General features: G+C 57.9%; 16 protein-coding genes and 1 tRNA gene. 1 reads left to right on the top strand and 16 read right to left on the bottom strand.

Annotated elements, in window-relative coordinates; all coding sequences use genetic code 11:
• The 12 genes from ACTJJ6_RS11610 to cydA form a co-directional block, all read right to left on the bottom strand.
• Window positions 1-76, bottom strand: a tRNA-Lys gene (locus tag ACTJJ6_RS11610).
• Between the two features lie 178 nt (window positions 77-254).
• Window positions 255-1,049: a cell division protein CpoB gene (cpoB, locus tag ACTJJ6_RS11605; protein WP_004939852.1), complete on the bottom strand. Its 795-nt coding sequence runs from the start codon at window positions 1,047-1,049 to the stop codon at window positions 255-257.
• 9 nt (window positions 1,050-1,058) lie between these two features.
• Window positions 1,059-1,574: a peptidoglycan-associated lipoprotein Pal gene (gene pal, locus ACTJJ6_RS11600; RefSeq protein ID WP_004939853.1), complete on the bottom strand. Its 516-nt coding sequence runs from the start codon at window positions 1,572-1,574 to the stop codon at window positions 1,059-1,061.
• 44 nt (window positions 1,575-1,618) lie between these two features.
• Window positions 1,619-2,911, bottom strand: coding sequence for a Tol-Pal system beta propeller repeat protein TolB (gene tolB / locus ACTJJ6_RS11595; RefSeq protein WP_004939856.1), 1,293 nt, complete (start codon window positions 2,909-2,911; stop codon window positions 1,619-1,621).
• 133 nt (window positions 2,912-3,044) lie between these two features.
• Window positions 3,045-4,268 (bottom strand): cell envelope integrity protein TolA, encoded by a 1,224-nt coding sequence (tolA, locus tag ACTJJ6_RS11590; protein ID WP_016928724.1) that lies wholly within the window; start codon window positions 4,266-4,268, stop codon window positions 3,045-3,047.
• Between the two features lie 81 nt (window positions 4,269-4,349).
• Window positions 4,350-4,778 carry a colicin uptake protein TolR gene (tolR, locus tag ACTJJ6_RS11585; protein ID WP_004939859.1) on the bottom strand — a complete coding sequence of 143 codons (429 nt, stop codon included), beginning with the start codon at window positions 4,776-4,778 and terminating at the stop codon, window positions 4,350-4,352.
• Between the two features lie 12 nt (window positions 4,779-4,790).
• The gene (tolQ, locus tag ACTJJ6_RS11580) at window positions 4,791-5,474 is read right to left on the bottom strand and encodes a Tol-Pal system protein TolQ (protein ID WP_004939862.1); all 684 of its coding nucleotides are present in this window, start codon (window positions 5,472-5,474) and stop codon (window positions 4,791-4,793) included.
• Window positions 5,471-5,875: a tol-pal system-associated acyl-CoA thioesterase gene (ybgC, locus tag ACTJJ6_RS11575; RefSeq protein WP_004939863.1), complete on the bottom strand. Its 405-nt coding sequence runs from the start codon at window positions 5,873-5,875 to the stop codon at window positions 5,471-5,473. The genes tolQ and ybgC overlap by 4 nt, the downstream gene beginning before the upstream one ends.
• A gap of 130 nt (window positions 5,876-6,005) precedes the next feature.
• Entirely contained in the window at window positions 6,006-6,302 is a 297-nt protein-coding gene (gene ybgE / locus ACTJJ6_RS11570; protein WP_004939866.1) for a cyd operon protein YbgE, read from the bottom strand.
• Window positions 6,302-6,415: a cytochrome bd-I oxidase subunit CydX gene (gene cydX / locus ACTJJ6_RS11565; protein WP_004939868.1), complete on the bottom strand. Its 114-nt coding sequence runs from the start codon at window positions 6,413-6,415 to the stop codon at window positions 6,302-6,304. The genes ybgE and cydX overlap by 1 nt, the downstream gene beginning before the upstream one ends.
• A gap of 17 nt (window positions 6,416-6,432) precedes the next feature.
• Window positions 6,433-7,572: a cytochrome d ubiquinol oxidase subunit II gene (cydB, locus tag ACTJJ6_RS11560; protein ID WP_016928727.1), complete on the bottom strand. Its 1,140-nt coding sequence runs from the start codon at window positions 7,570-7,572 to the stop codon at window positions 6,433-6,435.
• Between the two features lie 14 nt (window positions 7,573-7,586).
• Entirely contained in the window at window positions 7,587-9,155 is a 1,569-nt protein-coding gene (gene cydA, locus ACTJJ6_RS11555) for a cytochrome ubiquinol oxidase subunit I (RefSeq protein WP_049300326.1), read from the bottom strand.
• A 682-nt stretch (window positions 9,156-9,837) separates the two neighbouring features.
• Here cydA and ACTJJ6_RS11550 point away from each other — a divergent pair.
• Complete coding sequence (locus tag ACTJJ6_RS11550; RefSeq protein WP_193842629.1) at window positions 9,838-11,736, top strand: bifunctional metallophosphatase/5'-nucleotidase; 1,899 nt, start codon at window positions 9,838-9,840, stop codon at window positions 11,734-11,736.
• 72 nt (window positions 11,737-11,808) lie between these two features.
• Here ACTJJ6_RS11550 and sucD read toward each other — a convergent pair whose 3' ends face one another.
• The 4 genes from sucD to sucA form a co-directional block, all read right to left on the bottom strand.
• The gene (gene sucD, locus ACTJJ6_RS11545; protein WP_004939878.1) at window positions 11,809-12,681 is read right to left on the bottom strand and encodes a succinate--CoA ligase subunit alpha; all 873 of its coding nucleotides are present in this window, start codon (window positions 12,679-12,681) and stop codon (window positions 11,809-11,811) included.
• Window positions 12,681-13,847 (bottom strand): ADP-forming succinate--CoA ligase subunit beta, encoded by a 1,167-nt coding sequence (sucC, locus tag ACTJJ6_RS11540; protein ID WP_015376978.1) that lies wholly within the window; start codon window positions 13,845-13,847, stop codon window positions 12,681-12,683. The genes sucD and sucC overlap by 1 nt, the downstream gene beginning before the upstream one ends.
• Window positions 13,848-13,969: 122 nt before the next feature.
• A complete protein-coding gene (odhB, locus tag ACTJJ6_RS11535; RefSeq protein WP_015376977.1) occupies window positions 13,970-15,187 on the bottom strand; it encodes a 2-oxoglutarate dehydrogenase complex dihydrolipoyllysine-residue succinyltransferase in 1,218 nt (405 codons plus the stop codon).
• 64 nt (window positions 15,188-15,251) lie between these two features.
• Window positions 15,252-18,059: a 2-oxoglutarate dehydrogenase E1 component gene (sucA, locus tag ACTJJ6_RS11530; RefSeq protein WP_025301881.1), complete on the bottom strand. Its 2,808-nt coding sequence runs from the start codon at window positions 18,057-18,059 to the stop codon at window positions 15,252-15,254.
• Window positions 18,060-18,072: the final 13 nt, after the last annotated feature.

The raw sequence follows: 18,072 nt of genomic DNA, 5'->3' as shown, positions 1-18,072 counted from the left end.
TGGTGGGTCGTGCAGGATTCGAACCTGCGACCAATTGATTAAAAGTCAACTGCTCTACCAACTGAGCTAACGACCCAATTTCCCTGCCGCTTTAACATCTTGCAAGATGTCTTGGCAACGGCGGCATATATTACTAATTTATCTTGGCAGCGCAACCTAAATTTTTTACCGATGCGTTCAACTGCTTGTTCTTCACGCGAATGAGCCCAGAAATCGGTCAAATCGACTAACTTCTGGGCTCATTTTTCTAACCGTTAACCGCCTACGCGACTTTTCGCCTGCTTGGCCGCCGCACTGGTTGGGTATTGTTTGATCACCTGCTGGAACACGGCCTTGGCTTTATCGGCCTGCCCTTTTTCCTGCATGATGATACCCACCTTGTACATGGCGTCCGGCGCCTTCGGTGATTTAGCGTAATTCTTCACCACCACCGCAAAATAATAGGCCGCATCGTCTTTTTTACCCTTGTTGTAGAACAACTGGCCCAGCCAATAGTTGGCGTTGGGCTGGTAAGTAGACTTCGGGTACTGTTTTACGAAGGACTGAAAGGCGGAAATCGCCTGGTCATACTGTTTTTTTTCCAGCGCCAGAGAAACAGCGGCGTTGTAGTCGCTGTTCTCATCACCGCCGCTCGGCGTTGCAGAAGCGGCTGCAGGCGCGCTGCTGCCCGCATCGGAAGATGCGCCTGCGGCTGCCCCGCCGGCAGCGCCCGCTGCCGCAGAGGCGCTCTGAGCGCCGCCCTGGCTGAGGCTATCCATCTGTTGATAGATTTGCTTCTGGCGTTCAACGACCTGATTCAACTGATACTGGCTTTCCTGGATTTGCCCACGGAGAGAATCAATGTCGCGTTGATTGTCAGAGAGTTGTTGCTGGAGTTGGTTTAAAAGCTGGCCTTGAGCATTGCTGATGCGCTCAAGCGAGGTGACGCGGTCTTCGACCGAGCCGGAGCCGACATTACTGATTGGCGCTTGGGCAGTAGCGGCCCAAGGGGCCGCTACGCCAACCAGTAACGACAGACTCAACAGGTGACGTCTGAAGTTACTGTTCATGCGATTCTCTTAGTAAACCAGAACGGCACGACGGTTTTTAGCATAAGCCGCTTCGTCGTGGCCCAGTACTGCTGGTTTTTCTTTACCGTAAGAAACGATAGAGATCTGGTCAGCGGAAACGCCTTTACCCTGCAGGTACATTTTAACGGCGTTAGCACGACGCTCACCCAGAGCGATGTTGTATTCCGGCGTGCCGCGTTCGTCAGCGTGGCCTTCAACGGTCACTTTGTAAGACGGGTTGTTACGCAGGAATGCAGCGTGCGCGTCCAGCATCTGAGCGAATTCGGAGCTTACGTCATACTTGTCCAGGCCGAAGTAAACGATGTTGTTCTTCTGCAGTTCTTGCATCTGCAGACGAGCTTGTTCTTCGGAAGACAGGTTGCTGCTGCCGTTTTCCATACCAGTGCCGGCGCCAGCGCCCATACCAGATTGGTCGTTGTTCGCGCTTTTGTTAGAACTACAAGCTGCTACAGCCAGAACTGGCAGTGCCAGCAGAAGCCCTTTCAGCACTTTGTTCAGTTGCATTTCTTTGATCCTTTTATAGTTTGCCATACATATTTACACATGCATCACAGATACGGCGACCAGGCAGGGAATTTGACCTGTCCATCAGTTGCCGGAAGACGCGCTTTGAAACGCCCATCAGTTGACACCAACTGCAGCACGGAGCCCATACCTTGCGTGGAGCTATAGATCACCATGGTGCCGTTTGGCGCAATACTAGGCGTTTCATCCAGGAAGGTGCCGGTCAAAACCTGAACGGCGCCCGATCCAAGATCTTGTTTGGCGATGTGTTGTGCACCACTGTTGGTGCTCACCATCACCAGGAATTTACCGTCGGAGCTGACTTCAGAATCCTGGTTCTGAGAGCCTTCCCACGTCAGACGCTGTGCGGCACCGCCGCTGGCGCTGATTTTATAAATCTGCGGACGCCCGCCCTGGTCGGAGGTAAACGCCAGAGACTGGCCATCCGGGAACCAGGTCGGTTCGGTGTTGTTGTTGCGGCCATCGGTCAGCTGCGTGATCTGGCCGGAGCCGAGGTTCATCACGTACAGGTTCAGGCTGCCGCTCTTGGACAGCGCGAAGGCCAGCTTGCTGCCGTCCGGCGAGAACGCCGGCGCACCGTTGTGGCGCGGGAACGAAGCGATCTGGCGGATGGCGCCGTTAGCCAGGGTTTGCACCACCAGCGCGGAACGGCCGCTCTCGAAGGTCACGTAAGCCAGTTTGCTGCCGTCCGGCGACCAGGCCGGCGACATCAGCGGCTCAGGCGAACGGTGCACCGTGAACTGGTTGTAACCGTCGTAATCCGCTACGCGCAGCTCGTACGGGAATTTCCCGCCGTTGGTCTGCACCACGTAGGCGATACGGGTGCGGAACGCGCCCTTGATGCCGGTCAGCTTCTCGAACACTTCGTCGCTGGCGGTATGTGCAGAATAACGCAACCACTGTTTGGTCACTTTATACTGGTTCTGCGCCAATACGGTGCCCGGCGAACCCGAAGTATCCACCAACTGGTAGGAGATCAGGTAGCTGCCGTCGGCGCCAGGTTGAACCTGACCGACCACTACGGCGTCGATGCCCAATGCAGTCCAGGCAGCCGGCGTCACTTCAGACGCGGAGGTCGGTTGCTGCGGCATGCGCGCCACGTCGATCGGGTTGAATTTGCCGCTGTTGCGCAGATCCGCGCCGACAATCTTGCCGATATCTTCCGGCGGCGTGCCTGGGCCCGCCCATTTAAACGGCACCACGCCAATCGGACGAGCGGAGTCGACCCCTTGGGTGATTTCAATGCGAACTTCCGCGTGCAACACGGACGCCCACAGAATTAAAAAACCTAGCGCTACTCGAAATGCCTGCTTCATCTCATCTCCCTTATCCAGGCGGGATGCCTGCGATAAATTAGCAGAATTTTAACAAACCAACTCACGTAAAACTACATAATCCCTGTTGGTTACCTTAGTACATCCCTGTGATCTTACTCAGCTCAAACAACCATTATTCCGGCCTGAACGTAAGGGGAGCATTCTTAAACACCTCATACACCGCCTGGCTTGGCGGTTTCGGGATCTTCGCCTGTTTCGCCGCGGCTATCGCCGCCTGACACAGTGCCGGATCGCCCCCTTCAGATTTAACGTCTACCAGAAAACCGTCCGGCGCCAGCTTGATTCGCAGGTCACATTTACGGCCCTTGTACAGATCCGCATCGTAGAACTTGCTTTGAATCGCAGCGGTAATCTGGCCAAGATAGCCATTGATTTCCGCCCCGCTGGCGCCAGCCGTTTTGGCATTGCCCTGGCCAGCCGGTTTACCGTCACCCTTCTGCTTGCCGCCACCTTTCGGCGCGTTCTTGCCGTCCGCCAGGCCACCAAACAGGTCATCAACTTCCGCCGATTGCTTCGCAGCCTCGGCGGCGGCTTTTTTCTTCTCTGCAGCAGCTTTCTTGGCTGCCGCAGCTTTCTCAGCGGCGGCCGCTTTCTTCTCTGCCTCGGCGGCAGCCTTCTTCTCGGCTTCCGCTGCGGCTTTTTTCTCGGCTTCAGCAGCCGCTTTCTTCTCCGCAGCCTCTGCAGCTTTTTGCTCTGCGGCAGCGGCGGCGGCTTTCTTCGCCTCTTCCGCCTGTTTCTTGGCGGCGGCGGCAGCGGCCGCTTCTTTCTTGGCTTCCGCTTCGGCTTTCTTCTGCGCGTCCGCCTGCGCCTTGGCGACCTTGTCCGCTTCGGCCTTCGCCTTGGCGGCGGCGGCTTCGGCGACCTTCTGTTGCTCTTTGGCTTTCGCTGCAGCGGCTTCCGCCGCTTTTTGCTGCTCGGCGGCCTGCTTCTGCTGCTCCGCCGCCTTCTGCTGTTGCTCAGCCTGCGCTTTGGCGTCCTGCGCGGCTTTCTCCTGCGCCGCCAAACGCTCTTTCTCCAGCTCTTTCAGGCGCTGCTGTTGCTCCGCCTGCTTCTGCTGAAGCTCTTCGGCCTGTTGCTCCGCTTTTTTCTGGCGCTGCTTCTCGGCACGCTGCGCATCGTTGCTCTGCTGCTGCTGGCGGTTGTACTGCTCCACCACCGCGCCGGGATCGACCATTACCGCGCCCACTACAGAACCATCGCCGCCGCCGCCGGCGCTCATGTCGACCTTTTCCTGCAGCGATCCCCAAATCAGCAGGGCAATCAGTATGAAGTGCAGAACGACCGAAACAATAACGGCGCGGTTCAGCTTATCGTTTTGCTCAGTTGCCTTTACCAAAATAGATTCCCAAAAACTGGTGTTGCTTATACGGGGTTCCTGGGCCGCAGCGCAGGAACCGGGTTGCCGTTCGCCTTACGGTCAGATCGGCTGGGTCATCAGCCCCACGGAAGCTACGCCCGCCTGATGGAGAATATTCAATGCCTTGATAATCTCATCGTAAGGGACTTCCTTCGCACCGCCGATCAAAAAGACCGTTTTCGGGTTAGCCGCCAAACGCGACTTGGCTTCGGCCGCGACTTGTTCAGGCGGCAGCAGCTCCATACGGTTGTGATCCACCACCAGGGTGTATTGACCTACGCCGGAAACCTCAAGGATCACCGGCGGATTGTCATCGCTGGACACCGTTTTGGAATCGGTGGCGTCCGGCAGGTCAACCTCCACGCTCTGCGTGATGATTGGCGCAGTTGCCATAAAGATCAGCAGCAGCACCAGCAACACGTCGAGCAGCGGAACGATGTTAATTTCGGACTTCAGCTCGCGCCGACTACGTCCACGTACTCTCGCCATGCTACCTCCTACTTATTTGCTGTCGCTGGAGAAGGCCTGACGATGCAGAATAGCGGTGAACTCTTCCATAAAGTTGTCGTAATTCTGCTCAAGCTTGTTGACGCGCTGGTTGAGACGGTTATAGGCCATTACCGCCGGGATGGCGGCGAACAGACCGATCGCGGTGGCGATCAGCGCTTCGGCGATACCCGGCGCCACCATCTGCAGCGTGGCTTGCTTCACCGCGCCCAGCGCGATAAAGGCGTGCATGATCCCCCACACGGTGCCGAACAGACCGATGTACGGACTGATCGAACCGACGGTGCCGAGGAACGGAATATGGGTTTCCAGCGTTTCCAGCTCGCGGTTCATCGAAATGCGCATCGCGCGCGACGCCCCTTCGATCACCGACTCCGGCGCATGGTTGTTGGCGCGGTGCAGGCGGGCGAACTCTTTGAAACCGGAATGGAAGATCTGCTCGGAACCGGTCAGGCTATCGCGACGCGCCTGACTTTCCTGGTACAGACGGGAAAGCTCGATACCGGACCAGAATTTGTCTTCAAAGGCTTCGGCGTCGCGCGTCGCCGCATTGAGGATGCGGGTGCGCTGAATGATGATCGCCCAGGAGGCTACCGAGAAGCATATCAAAATCAACATGATAAGCTTAACCAGCAGGCTCGCCTTCAAGAATAAATCTAGGATGTTCATGTCAGTCACTGCTTAAACTCCGCGACAATAGACTTAGGAAGCGCTCTTGGCTTCATTTGGTGTGGATCAATACAGGCAATCAGGACATCTGCCTGGCTCAGTAGGGCCCCGTCAGAATTGACAATGCGTTGAGCAAACGTGAGAGAAGCCCCGCGCAGAGAGGTGATTTCACTCTGGACCTCCAGTTGCTCGTCGAGACGAGCCGGAGCCAGATAATCCACCGTCATGCGCCGGACGACAAAAGCGACTTGTTCACTGAGCAGCTGCTGTTGATGAAAGTTGTGCTGACGCAGCATCTCTGTGCGCGCTCTTTCAAAAAAGGCGACGTAGCGGGCGTGATAGACCACACCACTGGCATCGGTATCCTCGTAGTAAACGCGAACCGGCCATCGAAACAACGTATTACTCACTCTACTTCCCAGCAATGCAATTTAACGCTGCTACTATACGCAAGACGGATCGGGTTGGGAATGGGTTACAAGATGGGAATGAAAATAATTATGGGCCGTGAGGGCCCATAACGTGGGGACATCGGGGAGATTATAAAGAAACGTAAAGTAATCCTGCGCACAAGATCACAATTGCGGGAAGCGGCGCGAAAAAAGCGCGCCAGACGCTGCGCTGCGGGCGGAATCCGAAACCGTGGATCACCCCGGCGCATACGGCCCAAATCAGCAACAGCCCTTCCCAAATCTCCAGCGAGCTGGTTTTGGCGGCGAAACGCGTCGGATCCCAGAACACGCACCCCGCCAAAATCAACGCCAGCACCAGGGAAAGGGCCCGAACCGGGCCCTTGTCGGTGACAGCGTACAGCTTGTCAATCACGGACGAGCTCATCACTTACCGTCTTGCTGAGCTTTGGTCGCTTCGCTCTGCTCAAGCGCCAGCGCCGTGATGATGCCGAAGGCGCAGGCAAGAAGCGTTCCGAGAATCCAGGCAAAATACCACATGGTTTAGCTCCTTATCCTTAGTACAGCGAATGCTTGTTGTTTTCGATGTAATTCTTGTCGAGGCGACCGAACATTTTGTAGTACGACCAGCTGGTGTACGCCAAAACGATAGGCACGAAGATCGCCGCCACGACGGTCATCACTTTCAGCGTCAACAGGCTCGAGGTCGCGTCCCACATGGTCAGGCTGACGTTAGGCACGGTGCTGGACGGCATCACGAACGGGAACATGGTGACCCCGGCAGTGAGGATGACGCAGGCGATGGTCAGCGACGAGGTGACGAACGCCAGCGCGCCTTTCTCCAGACGCGAGAACAGGATGGTGAACAACGGCAGCACCACGCCCAGCGCAGGCAACGCCCACAGCAGCGGATACTTGTTGAAGTTGATCAGCCATGCGCCGGCCTGATGCGCCACTTCTTTACGCAGCGGGTTGGATTCCGCCATGGTGTCCAGCGCCGAAGTGATCACGTAGCCGTCGATGCCTTTCACCAGCCACACGCCCGCCAGCAGGAAGCATACCGCCATGATCAGCGTCGCGATCTGCGCTGCGGCGCGTGACCGCAGGTGGATCTCGCCGGTGGTGCGCATCTGCAGGTAAGTCGCGCCCTGAGTGACCAGCATGGTCAGACTGACCACGCCTGCCAACAGACCGAACGGATTCAGCAGTTGGAAGAAGTTGCCGGTGTAGAACAGACGCAGGTACTCGTCCACATGGAACGGCACGCCCTGCAGCAGGTTGCCGAACGCCACGCCGAACACCAATGCAGGCACGAAGGAACCGATGAAGATGCCCCAGTCCCACATGTTGCGCCAGCGGGTGCTCTCCAGCTTGGAACGGTAGTCAAAACCGACCGGGCGGAAGAACAAGGCCGCCAGCACCAGGATCATGGCGACGTAGAAGCCCGAGAAGGCCGCTGCGTAGACCATCGGCCAGGCGGCGAACAGCGCGCCGCCGGCGGTGATCAGCCACACCTGGTTACCGTCCCAGTGCGGGGCGATGGAGTTGATCATCACCCGGCGCTCGGTATCGGTTTTACCGATGATGCGCACCAGGATGCCGACGCCCATGTCGAAACCGTCGGTGACGGCGAAGCCGATCAGCAGTACGCCAACCAGCACCCACCAGATAAATCGCAGTACTTCATAGTCAAACATACGTGGACTCCTGTTTAGCGCGCTTCCTGCACGGCGGCAGTCGGTTGTTCAAAGTGGTAGCGGCCGGTTTTCAGGCTGCTTGGACCCAGACGCGCAAACTTGAACATCAGGTACATTTCAGCCACCAGGAACAGGGTGTACAAGCCGCAAATCAGCCCCATCGAGAACAGAATGTCGCCCGCGGTCAGCGAAGAGTTGGCGACTGCGGTCGGCAGCACCTCACCAATCGCCCACGGTTGACGGCCGTATTCCGCCACGAACCAGCCAGCTTCCACCGCGATCCACGGCAGCGGCAGGCCATACAGCGCCGCACGCAACAGCCATTTTTTCTGGCCGATGCGGCCGCGCACCACGCTCAGGAAGGACAGGCCGATAATCAGCAGCATCAGCACGCCACAGGCCACCATGATGCGGAAGGCGAAGTACAGCGGCGCCACGCGTGGAATGGAGTCCTTGGTCGCCTGCTGGATCTGCGCTTCCGTCGCGTCGCTGACGTTCGGGGTATAACGCTTCAGCAGCATGCCGTAGCCCAGGTCTTGCTTGGTTTTGTTGAATTCCGCACGCACCGCAGGATCGGTATTGCCGCCGCGCAGCTCTTCCAGCAGCTGGTAGGCTTTCATGCCGTTGCGGATGCGCACTTCATGTTGCGCCAGCAGATCTTTCAGGCCGGTGACCTGCGTGTCGGTGGAACGCGTGGCGATCAGGCCAAGCGCATACGGGATCTGAATAGAGAAGGAGTTTTCCATCTTGTCCTGATCGGGAATGCCGAACAGGGTGAAGGACGCCGGCGCCGGCTGGGTATCCCACTCCGCTTCAATGGCGGCCAGTTTGGTTTTCTGTACGTCGCCCATTTCGTAACCGGATTCGTCACCCAGCACGATCACCGACAGCACCGCAGCCATGCCGAAGCTGGCGGCGATGGCGAAGGAGCGCTTGGCGAAAGCGATGTCGCGGCCCTTCAGCAGATAGTAGGAGCTGATGCCCAGCACGAACATGGCGCCGGTGGTGTAACCTGCAGCCACGGTGTGAACGAATTTCACCTGCGCAACCGGGTTAAGCACCAGCTCGGAGAAGCTGACCATCTCCATGCGCATGGTTTCGAAGTTGAAATCCGACGCGATCGGGTTCTGCATCCAGCCGTTGGCGACCAGGATCCACAGCGCGGACAGGTTGGAGCCGAGGGCCACGAACCAGGTTACCGCCATGTGCTGCACCTTGCTCAGACGATCCCAGCCGAAGAAGAACAGGCCGACCAGCGTCGATTCAAGGAAGAACGCCATCAGACCTTCGATAGCCAGTGGGGCCCCGAAGATATCGCCGACGTAATGAGAGAAATACGACCAGTTGGTCCCGAACTGGAACTCCATGGTCAAACCGGTGGCCACACCCAGAGCAAAGTTAATCGCAAATAACTTTCCCCAGAATTTGGTCATGTCTTTATAGATTTGTTTGCCAGACAGGACATATACCGTTTCCATAATTGCCAGCAAGAACGCCATACCGAGCGTTAATGGGACAAATAAGAAATGGTACATCGCCGTTAAAGCAAACTGTAAGCGCGACAGTTCGACAATATCAAACATCTTGACTCCTTGCTCCTCGCAGGAAGACTCCGACACGCGGTTATCGGCATGCTTCTTTCAAAGCCGCCAGTAACGCCCCGCAGTGAATGCCCTTAAACACAACAAATTTGATCCAGCTTCTCCGCTTTCAACCGCACACTCGCCAATAGCCTCTCGGGCCGTCGACAAGCACGCCACTGAAAACCGACAACGGGTAACAAATGCAACAAGATCAACCATCCATAATCACAGCATGGATGATACTCGCCCAATCCCACACAATAAATAGGTTTTTACGTGACGTGGGTTGGACTTTTGGTTACAGGTCAAATCTTAGCCGAAAGAGGTACTTCGGGCTAATTTGATCTGAGACAATTTAAGCCTATCCGCATATTATTTCCATATTCATCAGCACATTTCGCCTATTTTTCTTGAGGGCATGTTGCGCAATGGTTTAATTGTTTTTTAATGATATTTTTGTGTTAAATAAATGTAATTTAAAATGGCCGCCATTGTATTATTACGCGCTTATTCTGCGACATAATTAACCTTTTATTTCCATTAAGCCGTGACAGTGATTGCAGTCACAAAACAACAAATCTCTCTCCAATATTAGTCTATTTCTCGCGATGGGATCGTAAAGGTTGCGATTTTGTAGCAAAATGACCGCTTATGTTAAAATTGCATTGAGTGACAATAAGTTATGAAAAAAATCATCTTTGCCTCTGTCTTGGGACTCTCGGGAAACGCCATGGCCGCCGAAACGGTAAACATCACCCTGCTGGGCACCTCCGATCTGCACGGCACCTTCGTGCCTTGGGACTACGCCAGCGACACGGAAAACCTGGCGGGCAGCCTGAGCCAGATAGCCACTCAGGTCAAAAAGGTACGCGCCGAGCAGCCTAACCTGATCCTGGTGGACGCCGGCGACACTATTCAGGGCAACTTCGTTGAAACCTTCAAGCATGAGGCCGTCAGCCCGATGATGTTGGGCCTCAACGCGCTCAACTACGACGTCTGGGTGATGGGCAATCACGAGTTCGACTTCGGCCTGCCGGTGCTGGGCACCCCGCTCAAGCAGTTCAAGGGCGCGGCGCTGGCGGGCAACATCGTCTGGGATAACGGCAAGCCTTATCTGCCGGCCTACACCATCCTCGAACGCCAGGGCGTGAAGATCGGCATTATCGGCATGGACACGCCGATGACCGCTGAATTCGCCAAGGGCACAGATCGTATCAAAGGACTGAACTTCACCGATCCGGTGCAGGCGGTGAAACAGGTCATCAAACAAATCGACGGCCAGGTCGATGCCATCGTGCTGGTGGCGCATATGGGCATCGACAACGAGAACCAGCGCCCCGGCACCGGCGTGGCCGACATCGCCAACGCCAACCCGGAGCTGGCGGCGATCGTCGCCGGCCACATGCATGTGAAGATCGACAAGGCGGTGGTCAACGGCGTCATCATCACCGAACCGGACAAATACGGCCGCGCGCTGTCACGCATCGATCTGCAATTTGAACGCCGCGATGGCAAATTCACGCTGATCGACAAAAACAGCTACACCTACCCGATCAAAGGGCTGACGCCGGACAGCGCCATGCAGGCTCTCTACCAGCCGTATCATGACATTTTGCGCGCCAACGCCAACCGGGTGGTGGCGAAGCTGAGCGGCAGCGATCTGGTGCCTGCCGACGAGTTCCGCGGCATTCCTCAGGTGCACGTGCAGGATACCGGCATCAGCGCGCTGTTCCAGCAGGCCGCCCGTCACTACGCACCGCTGGCGCAGGTGATCGCTCTGCAGATTGACAACGATCGCGCCAAACTGGACGTCGGCGACATCAAGGCCAAGGACATCGCCTTCAACTACCAATACGCCGGCGGCGAGATCACCGTTTATCAGCTTACCGGTAAAGCGCTTAAACGCTATATGGAGTGGTCCGCCGGCTACTTCAATCAGCTGCAGCCGGGCGACGTCACCTACAGCTTTAACCCGGCGCGGCGTTCGTCCAAATATTCCACCAACGATTTCTTCGATGGCGTCACCTATACCATCGATCTGCGCCAACCCGCCGGTTCGCGCATCGTCGATCTGCGCCTGGCAGACGGCACGCCGGTCACCGACGACATGCCGATCCGTCTGGGCATGAACAGTTACCGCATGGGCCACCTGACGCAAAAGGGCGGCGCGCTGGAAGGGCAATCCTTCCCGGTGCTGTTCGACAGCAAAGCGCAATACGGTGAAGAAGAAGGCACCATTCGCCACCTGGCCCTGCGCTACCTGACGGAAGTGAAACACGGCCAATACCAGGGCGTGCCGCCGCAGCGCTGGAAACTGGTTGGCATGGAAGGATACGAACCGCAGCGGGCGATCGTCAAACGGCTGCTTAATGAAGGCGTTATCCAGGTACCGACTACCGACGACGGGCGCTACACCAACGTCGCCTCGATCAACGTCAAAGACGCGCTGTTCCGCAACGCCGACGATTACCGCACCGCCCTCACCTCGCTGGATCAACAGCGGCAAACTGCCGTGGATCCGGTACAACAGCGCCGCCTGCAGGATCGGATCGCGCTAATCAAAGCACTCAACGATTTCTGATCTTCGCCCATAAAAAAGGCCACCCAATGGGTGGCCAAACATGTCGAGATATTATTATTTCGTACTAAGATCTTAGCGCTTCAGCACCGCTTTTACCGCGTCGCCGATGTCCGCCAGGCTGCGAACGGTTTTCACGCCCGCCGCTTCCAGCGCAGCAAACTTCTCGTCCGCCGTGCCTTTGCCGCCGGCGATGATGGCGCCCGCGTGGCCCATGCGTTTGCCTTTCGGCGCGGTCACGCCAGCGATGTAACCCACAACCGGTTTGGTGACGTGTTCTTTGATGTAAGCTGCCGCTTCTTCTTCAGCGCTGCCGCCGATCTCACCGATCATCACGATCGCTTCGGTCTGCGGATCCTGCTGGAACATCTTCAGGATATCGATGAAGTTGGAGCCCGGGATCGGGTCGCCGCCGATGCCCACGCAGGTGGACTGGCCCAGACCGGCATCGGTGGTTTGTTTCACCGCTTCATAGGTCAGGGTACCGGAGCGGGAAACGATGCCCACTTTGCCCGGCAGGTGGATGTGGCCAGGCATGATGCCGATTTTGCACTCGCCCGGGGTGATCACGCCAGGGCAGTTCGGCCCAATCATGCGCACGCCGGCTTCATCCAGCTTCACTTTCACGGTCAGCATGTCCAGGGTCGGGATGCCTTCGGTGATGGTGATGATCAATTTGATGCCGGCATCGATCGCTTCCAGAATGGAGTCTTTGCAGAACGGCGCTGGAACGTAAATGACGGAGGCCGTCGCGCCGGTCGCTTCAACCGCTTCGCGCACGGTGTTGAACACCGGCAGACCCAGGTGCTGAGTGCCGCCTTTGCCTGGGGTGACGCCGCCAACCATTTTGGTGCCGTAAGCGATAGCTTGTTCGGAGTGGAAAGTCCCCTGGCTACCGGTGAAGCCCTGGCAAATTACTTTGGTGTTTTTATCGATTAAGATGGACATTATTTACCCTCCACTGCTGCAACAACTTGCTGAGCCGCATCAGTCAGGCTGGTCGCAGCAATGATATTCAGGCCGCTGTCCGCCAGTTTCTTGGCGCCCAGTTCGGCGTTGTTCCCTTCCAGGCGCACCACGACCGGGACGTTAACGCCCACTTCAGCCACTGCGCCGATGATACCGTCGGCGATCAGATCGCAACGAACGATACCACCGAAGATGTTAACCAGAACCGCTTTCACCTTGTCGTCGGACAGGATGATTTTGAACGCTTCGGTCACGCGCTCTTTGGTCGCGCCGCCGCCTACGTCCAGGAAGTTGGCCGGCTCGCCGCCGTGCAGTTTAACGATGTCCATGGTGCCCATCGCCAGACCTGCGCCGTTCACCATGCAGCCGATGTTGCCGTCGAGGGCAACGTAGTTCAGCTCCCACTGGGCCGCACGGGATTCACGCTCATCTTCCTGAGAAGGGTCACGCATTTCACGCAGTTCAGGCTGACGGAACAGGGCGTTGCCGTCGGCGCCCAGTTTGCCGTCCAGGCACACCAGATCGCCCTGCTTGGTGATCACCAGCGGGTTGATCTCAACCATCGCCAGGTCGCGCTCCAGGAACAGCGTCGCCAGGCCCATGAAGATCTTGGCGAACTGGCTGACTTGCTTGCCGGTCAGGCCCAGTTTGAAGGCCAGCTCACGGCCCTGATAAGGCTGTGGACCCGCCAGCGGATCGATGGTCATTTTGTGGATCAGTTCAGGGGTTTCTTCCGCCACTTTCTCGATTTCCACGCCGCCTTCGGTAGACGCCATGAATACGATGCGACGGGTCGCGCGGTCTACGACGGCGCCCAGGTACAGTTCTTTATCGATGTCGGTCGCCGCTTCAACCAGGATCTGGTTAACCGGCTGGCCCAGCGCGTCAGTCTGGTAAGTCACCAGACGCTTGCCCAACCAGGCTTCCGCGAAAGCACGGATATCTTCTTTGCTGTTGACGACTTTAACGCCGCCCGCTTTACCGCGGCCGCCAGCATGAACCTGACATTTCACCACCCACGGGCCGGAGCCGATTTTGGATGCGGCTTCTTCTGCTTCACGCGGAGTGGTACAGGCGTAACCGGTCGGTGCCGGCATGCCATACCGAGCAAACAGCTGTTTTGCCTGATATTCGTGTAAATTCATGATGTTCTATCCATTCAGTTCTGAAGGTTTTTAGCCGGACCATTATTACGCGGTAAACCGCATGGTTTTCCGGCCACATAGCACAGAGTGCGGGCGCGGCACGCCGCGCCCGGCAAGGGTTACTAGACGTCCAGCAGCAGACGAGCCGGATCTTCCAGCATCTCTTTGACCGTCACCAGATAACCGACGGATTCTTTACCGTCGATCAGGCGGTGGTCATAAGACAGCGCCAGATACATCATCGGCTGGATCACCACCTGACCATTGACCGCCATTGGGCGATCTTTGATGGCGTGCATGCCCAGGATGGCGCTCTGCGGCGGGTTGATGATCGGAGTGGACATCAGGGAGCCGAATACGCCGCCGTTGGTAATGGTGAAGTTACCGCCGGTCAGCTCTTCCACGGTCAGTTTGCCGTCGCGGCCCTTAACGGCCAGCTCTTTGATTTTCTTCTCGATGTCAGCCATGCTCATGGCGTCCACATCGCGCAGTACCGGCGTCACCAGGCCGCGCGGGGTAGAAACCGCGATGCTGATGTCGAAGTAGTTGTGGTAAACCACGTCGGAACCGTCGATCGACGCGTTCACTTCCGGGAAGCGCTTCAGCGCTTCAACCACCGCCTTGATGTAGAAGGACATGAAGCCCAGACGCACGCCGTGACGCTTCTCGAAGGCTTCGCCGTACTGCTTGCGCAGATCCATGATCGGCTGCATGTTGATTTCGTTGAAGGTGGTCAGCATCGCGGTGCTGTTCTTCGCTTCCAGCAGACGCTCAGCGACGCGTTTGCGCAGGCGAGTCATCGGCACGCGTTTTTCGCTACGGCCGGCCAGAGCAGGCTGCGGTGCGGCTTCAGCGGCGGCGGCCGGTTTGGCGGCGGCGCCGCCTTTGGCCAGGTGCGCTTCCACGTCTTCACGCGTGATGCGGCCACCCACGCCGGTGCCTTTGATGGCGCCTGCATCGAGGTCGTGTTCGGCGATCAGGCGGCGAATCGCCGGGCTGAGCGCGTCATTGCTTTCTTCTTCCAGGCTCGCGGTCGCGCGCTGTGCAGGCGTGGACTCTTTCTCCTGGCTCTTCTCGGCGGTCGGTTTGCCGGAGCTGTCGCCTGGGCGGATGCGGCCGAGCAGCTGGCGAGACAGTACGGTCGCGCCCTCTTCTTCCACGATAGCATCGAGAATGCCCGCTTCACTGGCCGGCACTTCCAACACCACTTTGTCGGTTTCGATTTCAACCAGGACTTCATCACGCTGCACGCTGTCGCCCGGCTTTTTGTGCCAGGTGGCTACGGTCGCATCGGCAACCGATTCAGGAAGGTCAGGAACCAGAATATCTACGCTACTCATTTAGCTTTCCCTTAAGTTTTTTATCATCTGCTTGCCGGCCCCACGGCCGGCAAGCGAGCGAACATTAGTCAATATTCAGCGCGTCGTTCACCAGAGCCTGCTGCTGCTTCTGGTGTACGGACATATAGCCCACCGCCGGAGAGGCGGAGGCCGGACGTCCTGCGTAACGTAAAGAAGCCCCGAACGGCACCACTTCACGGAAGTTGTGCTGGCTGCAGTACCAGGCGCCCTGGTTCAGCGGCTCTTCCTGACACCAGACGAAATCATGCACGTGCGAGTATTGCTCCAGCACGGCCTGCACGGCCTGATGCGGGAACGGATACAGCTGCTCGATGCGCACGATGGCCACGTCTTTCTGCTCGTTCTTGCGACGCTGTTCCAGCAGGTCGTAGTAGACCTTGCCGGAGCACAGCACGACGCGCTTGACCGCTTTCGGATCCAAGTCGTCGATCTCGCCGATCGCCGGCAGGAAGGTGCCGTTGGCCAGCTCGTCCAGCGAAGAAATCGCCAGCGGATGGCGCAGCAGCGACTTCGGCGACATCACCACCAACGGACGGCGCATACCGCGCAGCGCCTGACGACGCAGCATATGGTAAACCTGCGCCGGCGTAGACGGGACGCACACCTGCATGTTCTGCTCTGCGCACAGCTGCAGATAGCGTTCCAGACGCGCGGAAGAGTGCTCAGGGCCCTGGCCTTCATAGCCGTGCGGCAGCAGCATCACCAGGCCGCACATACGGCCCCATTTTTGCTCGCCGGAGCTGATGAACTGGTCGATAACGACCTGCGCGCCGTTGGCGAAGTCGCCGAACTGCGCTTCCCAGATGGTCAGCGTACGCGGTTCCGCCGTGGCGTAGCCGTATTCGAACGCCAGCACCGCTTCTTCAGACAGTACGGAGTCCCAAACCTTGAATTCGCCCTGGCCGCTGTGGATATTCGCCAGCGGAACGTAGACCGAACCGTTTTTCTGGTTGTGCACCACCGCGTGACGGTGGAAGAAGGTGCCGCGGCCGGCGTCTTCGCCGGAGATGCGGATTGGAATGCCTTCATCCGCCATGGTGGCGTAGGCCAGCGTTTCGGCGGCGCCCCAGTCGAACGGCTTGTTGCCTGCGGCCATCTCGGCGCGGTCAGCGTAGATTTTCGCCACGCGCGACTGCATTTCGATCGCTTCCGGCACGGTGCTGATGCGGCGTGCCAGCTCCTGCAGGCGCTTCATCTCAACCTTGCTCGGGTACTCTTCGTCCCACTCGTGGTTCAGGTACGGTGACCAGGTGAAGGAGTGCAGGTTCATCGGACGCCACTCTTCAACCACGCAATCGCCGCGGTCGAGCGCGTCGCGGTACAGGTTGACCATTTCCGTGGCATCTTCCAGGCTGGCCACTTTCTGCTCGGTCAGCACGTCAGCATAGATTTTGCGCGGCGTAGGGTGTTTCTTGATCTTCTGATACATCACCGGCTGGGTGGCGCTCGGCTCGTCGGCCTCGTTGTGCCCATGGCGACGGTAGCAGACCAGATCGATCATCACGTCACGCTTAAAGGTGTTACGGAAATCCAACGCCAGGCGGGTGACGAAGGCCACGGCCTCCGGATCGTCCGCATTAACGTGGAAGATCGGCGACTGAACCATTTTGGCGATGTCGGTGCAGTATTCGGTAGAGCGCGCATCCAGCGGGTTGGAGGTGGTGAAGCCAACCTGGTTGTTGATGACGATACGCACGGTGCCGCCCACTTCGTAGCCGCGGGCCTGAGACATGTTCAGGGTTTCCTGAACCACGCCCTGGCCGGTGATGGCGGCGTCGCCGTGGATGGTGATCGGCAGCACCATGTTGCTGCGCGCTTCGTCCAGACGATCGCGACGGGCGCGAACCGACCCCATGACCACCGGGCTGACGATCTCCAGGTGCGACGGGTTGAACGCCAGCGCCAGGTGAACCATGCCGCCTTCGGTTTCTACGTCGGAAGAGAAGCCCTGGTGATATTTCACGTCACCGGTGCCGAGGTGTTCTTTATGCTTGCCGGCGAATTCGTCGAACAGATCGGCCGGCTTTTTGCCCAGCACGTTGATCAGCACGTTCAGACGGCCGCGGTGGGCCATGCCCAACACCACTTCGCGCGTGCCGTTCTTGCCGGCGTGGCGCACCATCTCTTTCAGCATCGGCACCAGCGCGTCGCCGCCTTCCAGCGAGAAGCGTTTGGCGCCCGGGAATTTGGCGCCCAGGTAACGTTCCAGGCCTTCCGCCGCGGTCAGCTCGTTCAGGAAACGGCGTTTTTCGTCGGCGGTAAAGCTGGCGCGCCCCACCACCGACTCGATACGCTGCTGGATCCAGCGTTTCTCTTCGGTGTTGGTGATGTGCATGTACTCAGCACCGATCGACCCGCAATAGGTCTGCTTCAGCGCGGCGTACAGATCGCCCAGCTTCATGGTTTCTTTGCCGATGGCGAAAGAGCCCACGTTGAAGGTTTCCTGGAAATCGGCTTCGGTCAGGTTGTGGTAAGCGGGATCAAGGTCAGGAACTTGCTCGCGCTGCCACAGGCCAAGCGGATCGAGGTTGGCATGCTGATGCCCGCGGAAGCGGAAGGCGTTGATCAGCTGCAGTACCTTGACCTGTTTGGCGTCGGTTTCCGGATCGGTGATGGTGGTGTTGTAGCGCGCGGAGTCTTTCGCCAGGCGGCGGAAGTAATCGCGCGTTTGAGAGTGAAGCTGATCGGGTTTGACACCCGCGGTTGGTAGCTGTTGAAAAATGGAACGCCAGCTATCTTCAACGGAACCCGGATCGGTTAAGAAGTCTTCATAGAGCTGCTCTATGTAAGACTGGTTCGCGCCCGCCAGATAGGAGGAATCCAGCCAGGCCTTCATTGCGCCGTTCTGCATCATGATCCCTTAA

This window comes from Serratia sp. 22278 (assembly GCF_052045405.1).
GTDB classification, from domain to species: domain Bacteria; phylum Pseudomonadota; class Gammaproteobacteria; order Enterobacterales; family Enterobacteriaceae; genus Serratia; species Serratia marcescens.
The sequence above is the reverse complement of the archived record's forward strand: the minus strand, read 5'-3'. Positions and strand labels throughout refer to the sequence as shown.

What these genes read in the sequence shown, in the direction of transcription:
- cpoB (WP_004939852.1), bottom strand. Translation starts at nt 1,049, where the DNA reads ATGAACAGTAACTTCAGACGTCACCTGTTGAGTCTGTCGTTACTGGTT.
- pal (WP_004939853.1), bottom strand. Translation starts at nt 1,574, where the DNA reads ATGCAACTGAACAAAGTGCTGAAAGGGCTTCTGCTGGCACTGCCAGTT.
- tolB (WP_004939856.1), bottom strand. Translation starts at nt 2,911, where the DNA reads ATGAAGCAGGCATTTCGAGTAGCGCTAGGTTTTTTAATTCTGTGGGCG.
- tolR (WP_004939859.1), bottom strand. Translation starts at nt 4,778, where the DNA reads ATGGCGAGAGTACGTGGACGTAGTCGGCGCGAGCTGAAGTCCGAAATT.
- ybgE (WP_004939866.1), bottom strand. Translation starts at nt 6,302, where the DNA reads ATGAGCTCGTCCGTGATTGACAAGCTGTACGCTGTCACCGACAAGGGC.
- cydX (WP_004939868.1), bottom strand. Translation starts at nt 6,415, where the DNA reads ATGTGGTATTTTGCCTGGATTCTCGGAACGCTTCTTGCCTGCGCCTTC.
- cydB (WP_016928727.1), bottom strand. Translation starts at nt 7,572, where the DNA reads ATGTTTGACTATGAAGTACTGCGATTTATCTGGTGGGTGCTGGTTGGC.
- cydA (WP_049300326.1), bottom strand. Translation starts at nt 9,155, where the DNA reads ATGTTTGATATTGTCGAACTGTCGCGCTTACAGTTTGCTTTAACGGCG.
- ACTJJ6_RS11550 (WP_193842629.1), top strand. Translation starts at nt 9,838, where the DNA reads ATGAAAAAAATCATCTTTGCCTCTGTCTTGGGACTCTCGGGAAACGCC.
- sucD (WP_004939878.1), bottom strand. Translation starts at nt 12,681, where the DNA reads ATGTCCATCTTAATCGATAAAAACACCAAAGTAATTTGCCAGGGCTTC.
- sucC (WP_015376978.1), bottom strand. Translation starts at nt 13,847, where the DNA reads ATGAATTTACACGAATATCAGGCAAAACAGCTGTTTGCTCGGTATGGC.
- odhB (WP_015376977.1), bottom strand. Translation starts at nt 15,187, where the DNA reads ATGAGTAGCGTAGATATTCTGGTTCCTGACCTTCCTGAATCGGTTGCC.
- sucA (WP_025301881.1), bottom strand. Translation starts at nt 18,059, where the DNA reads ATGCAGAACGGCGCAATGAAGGCCTGGCTGGATTCCTCCTATCTGGCG.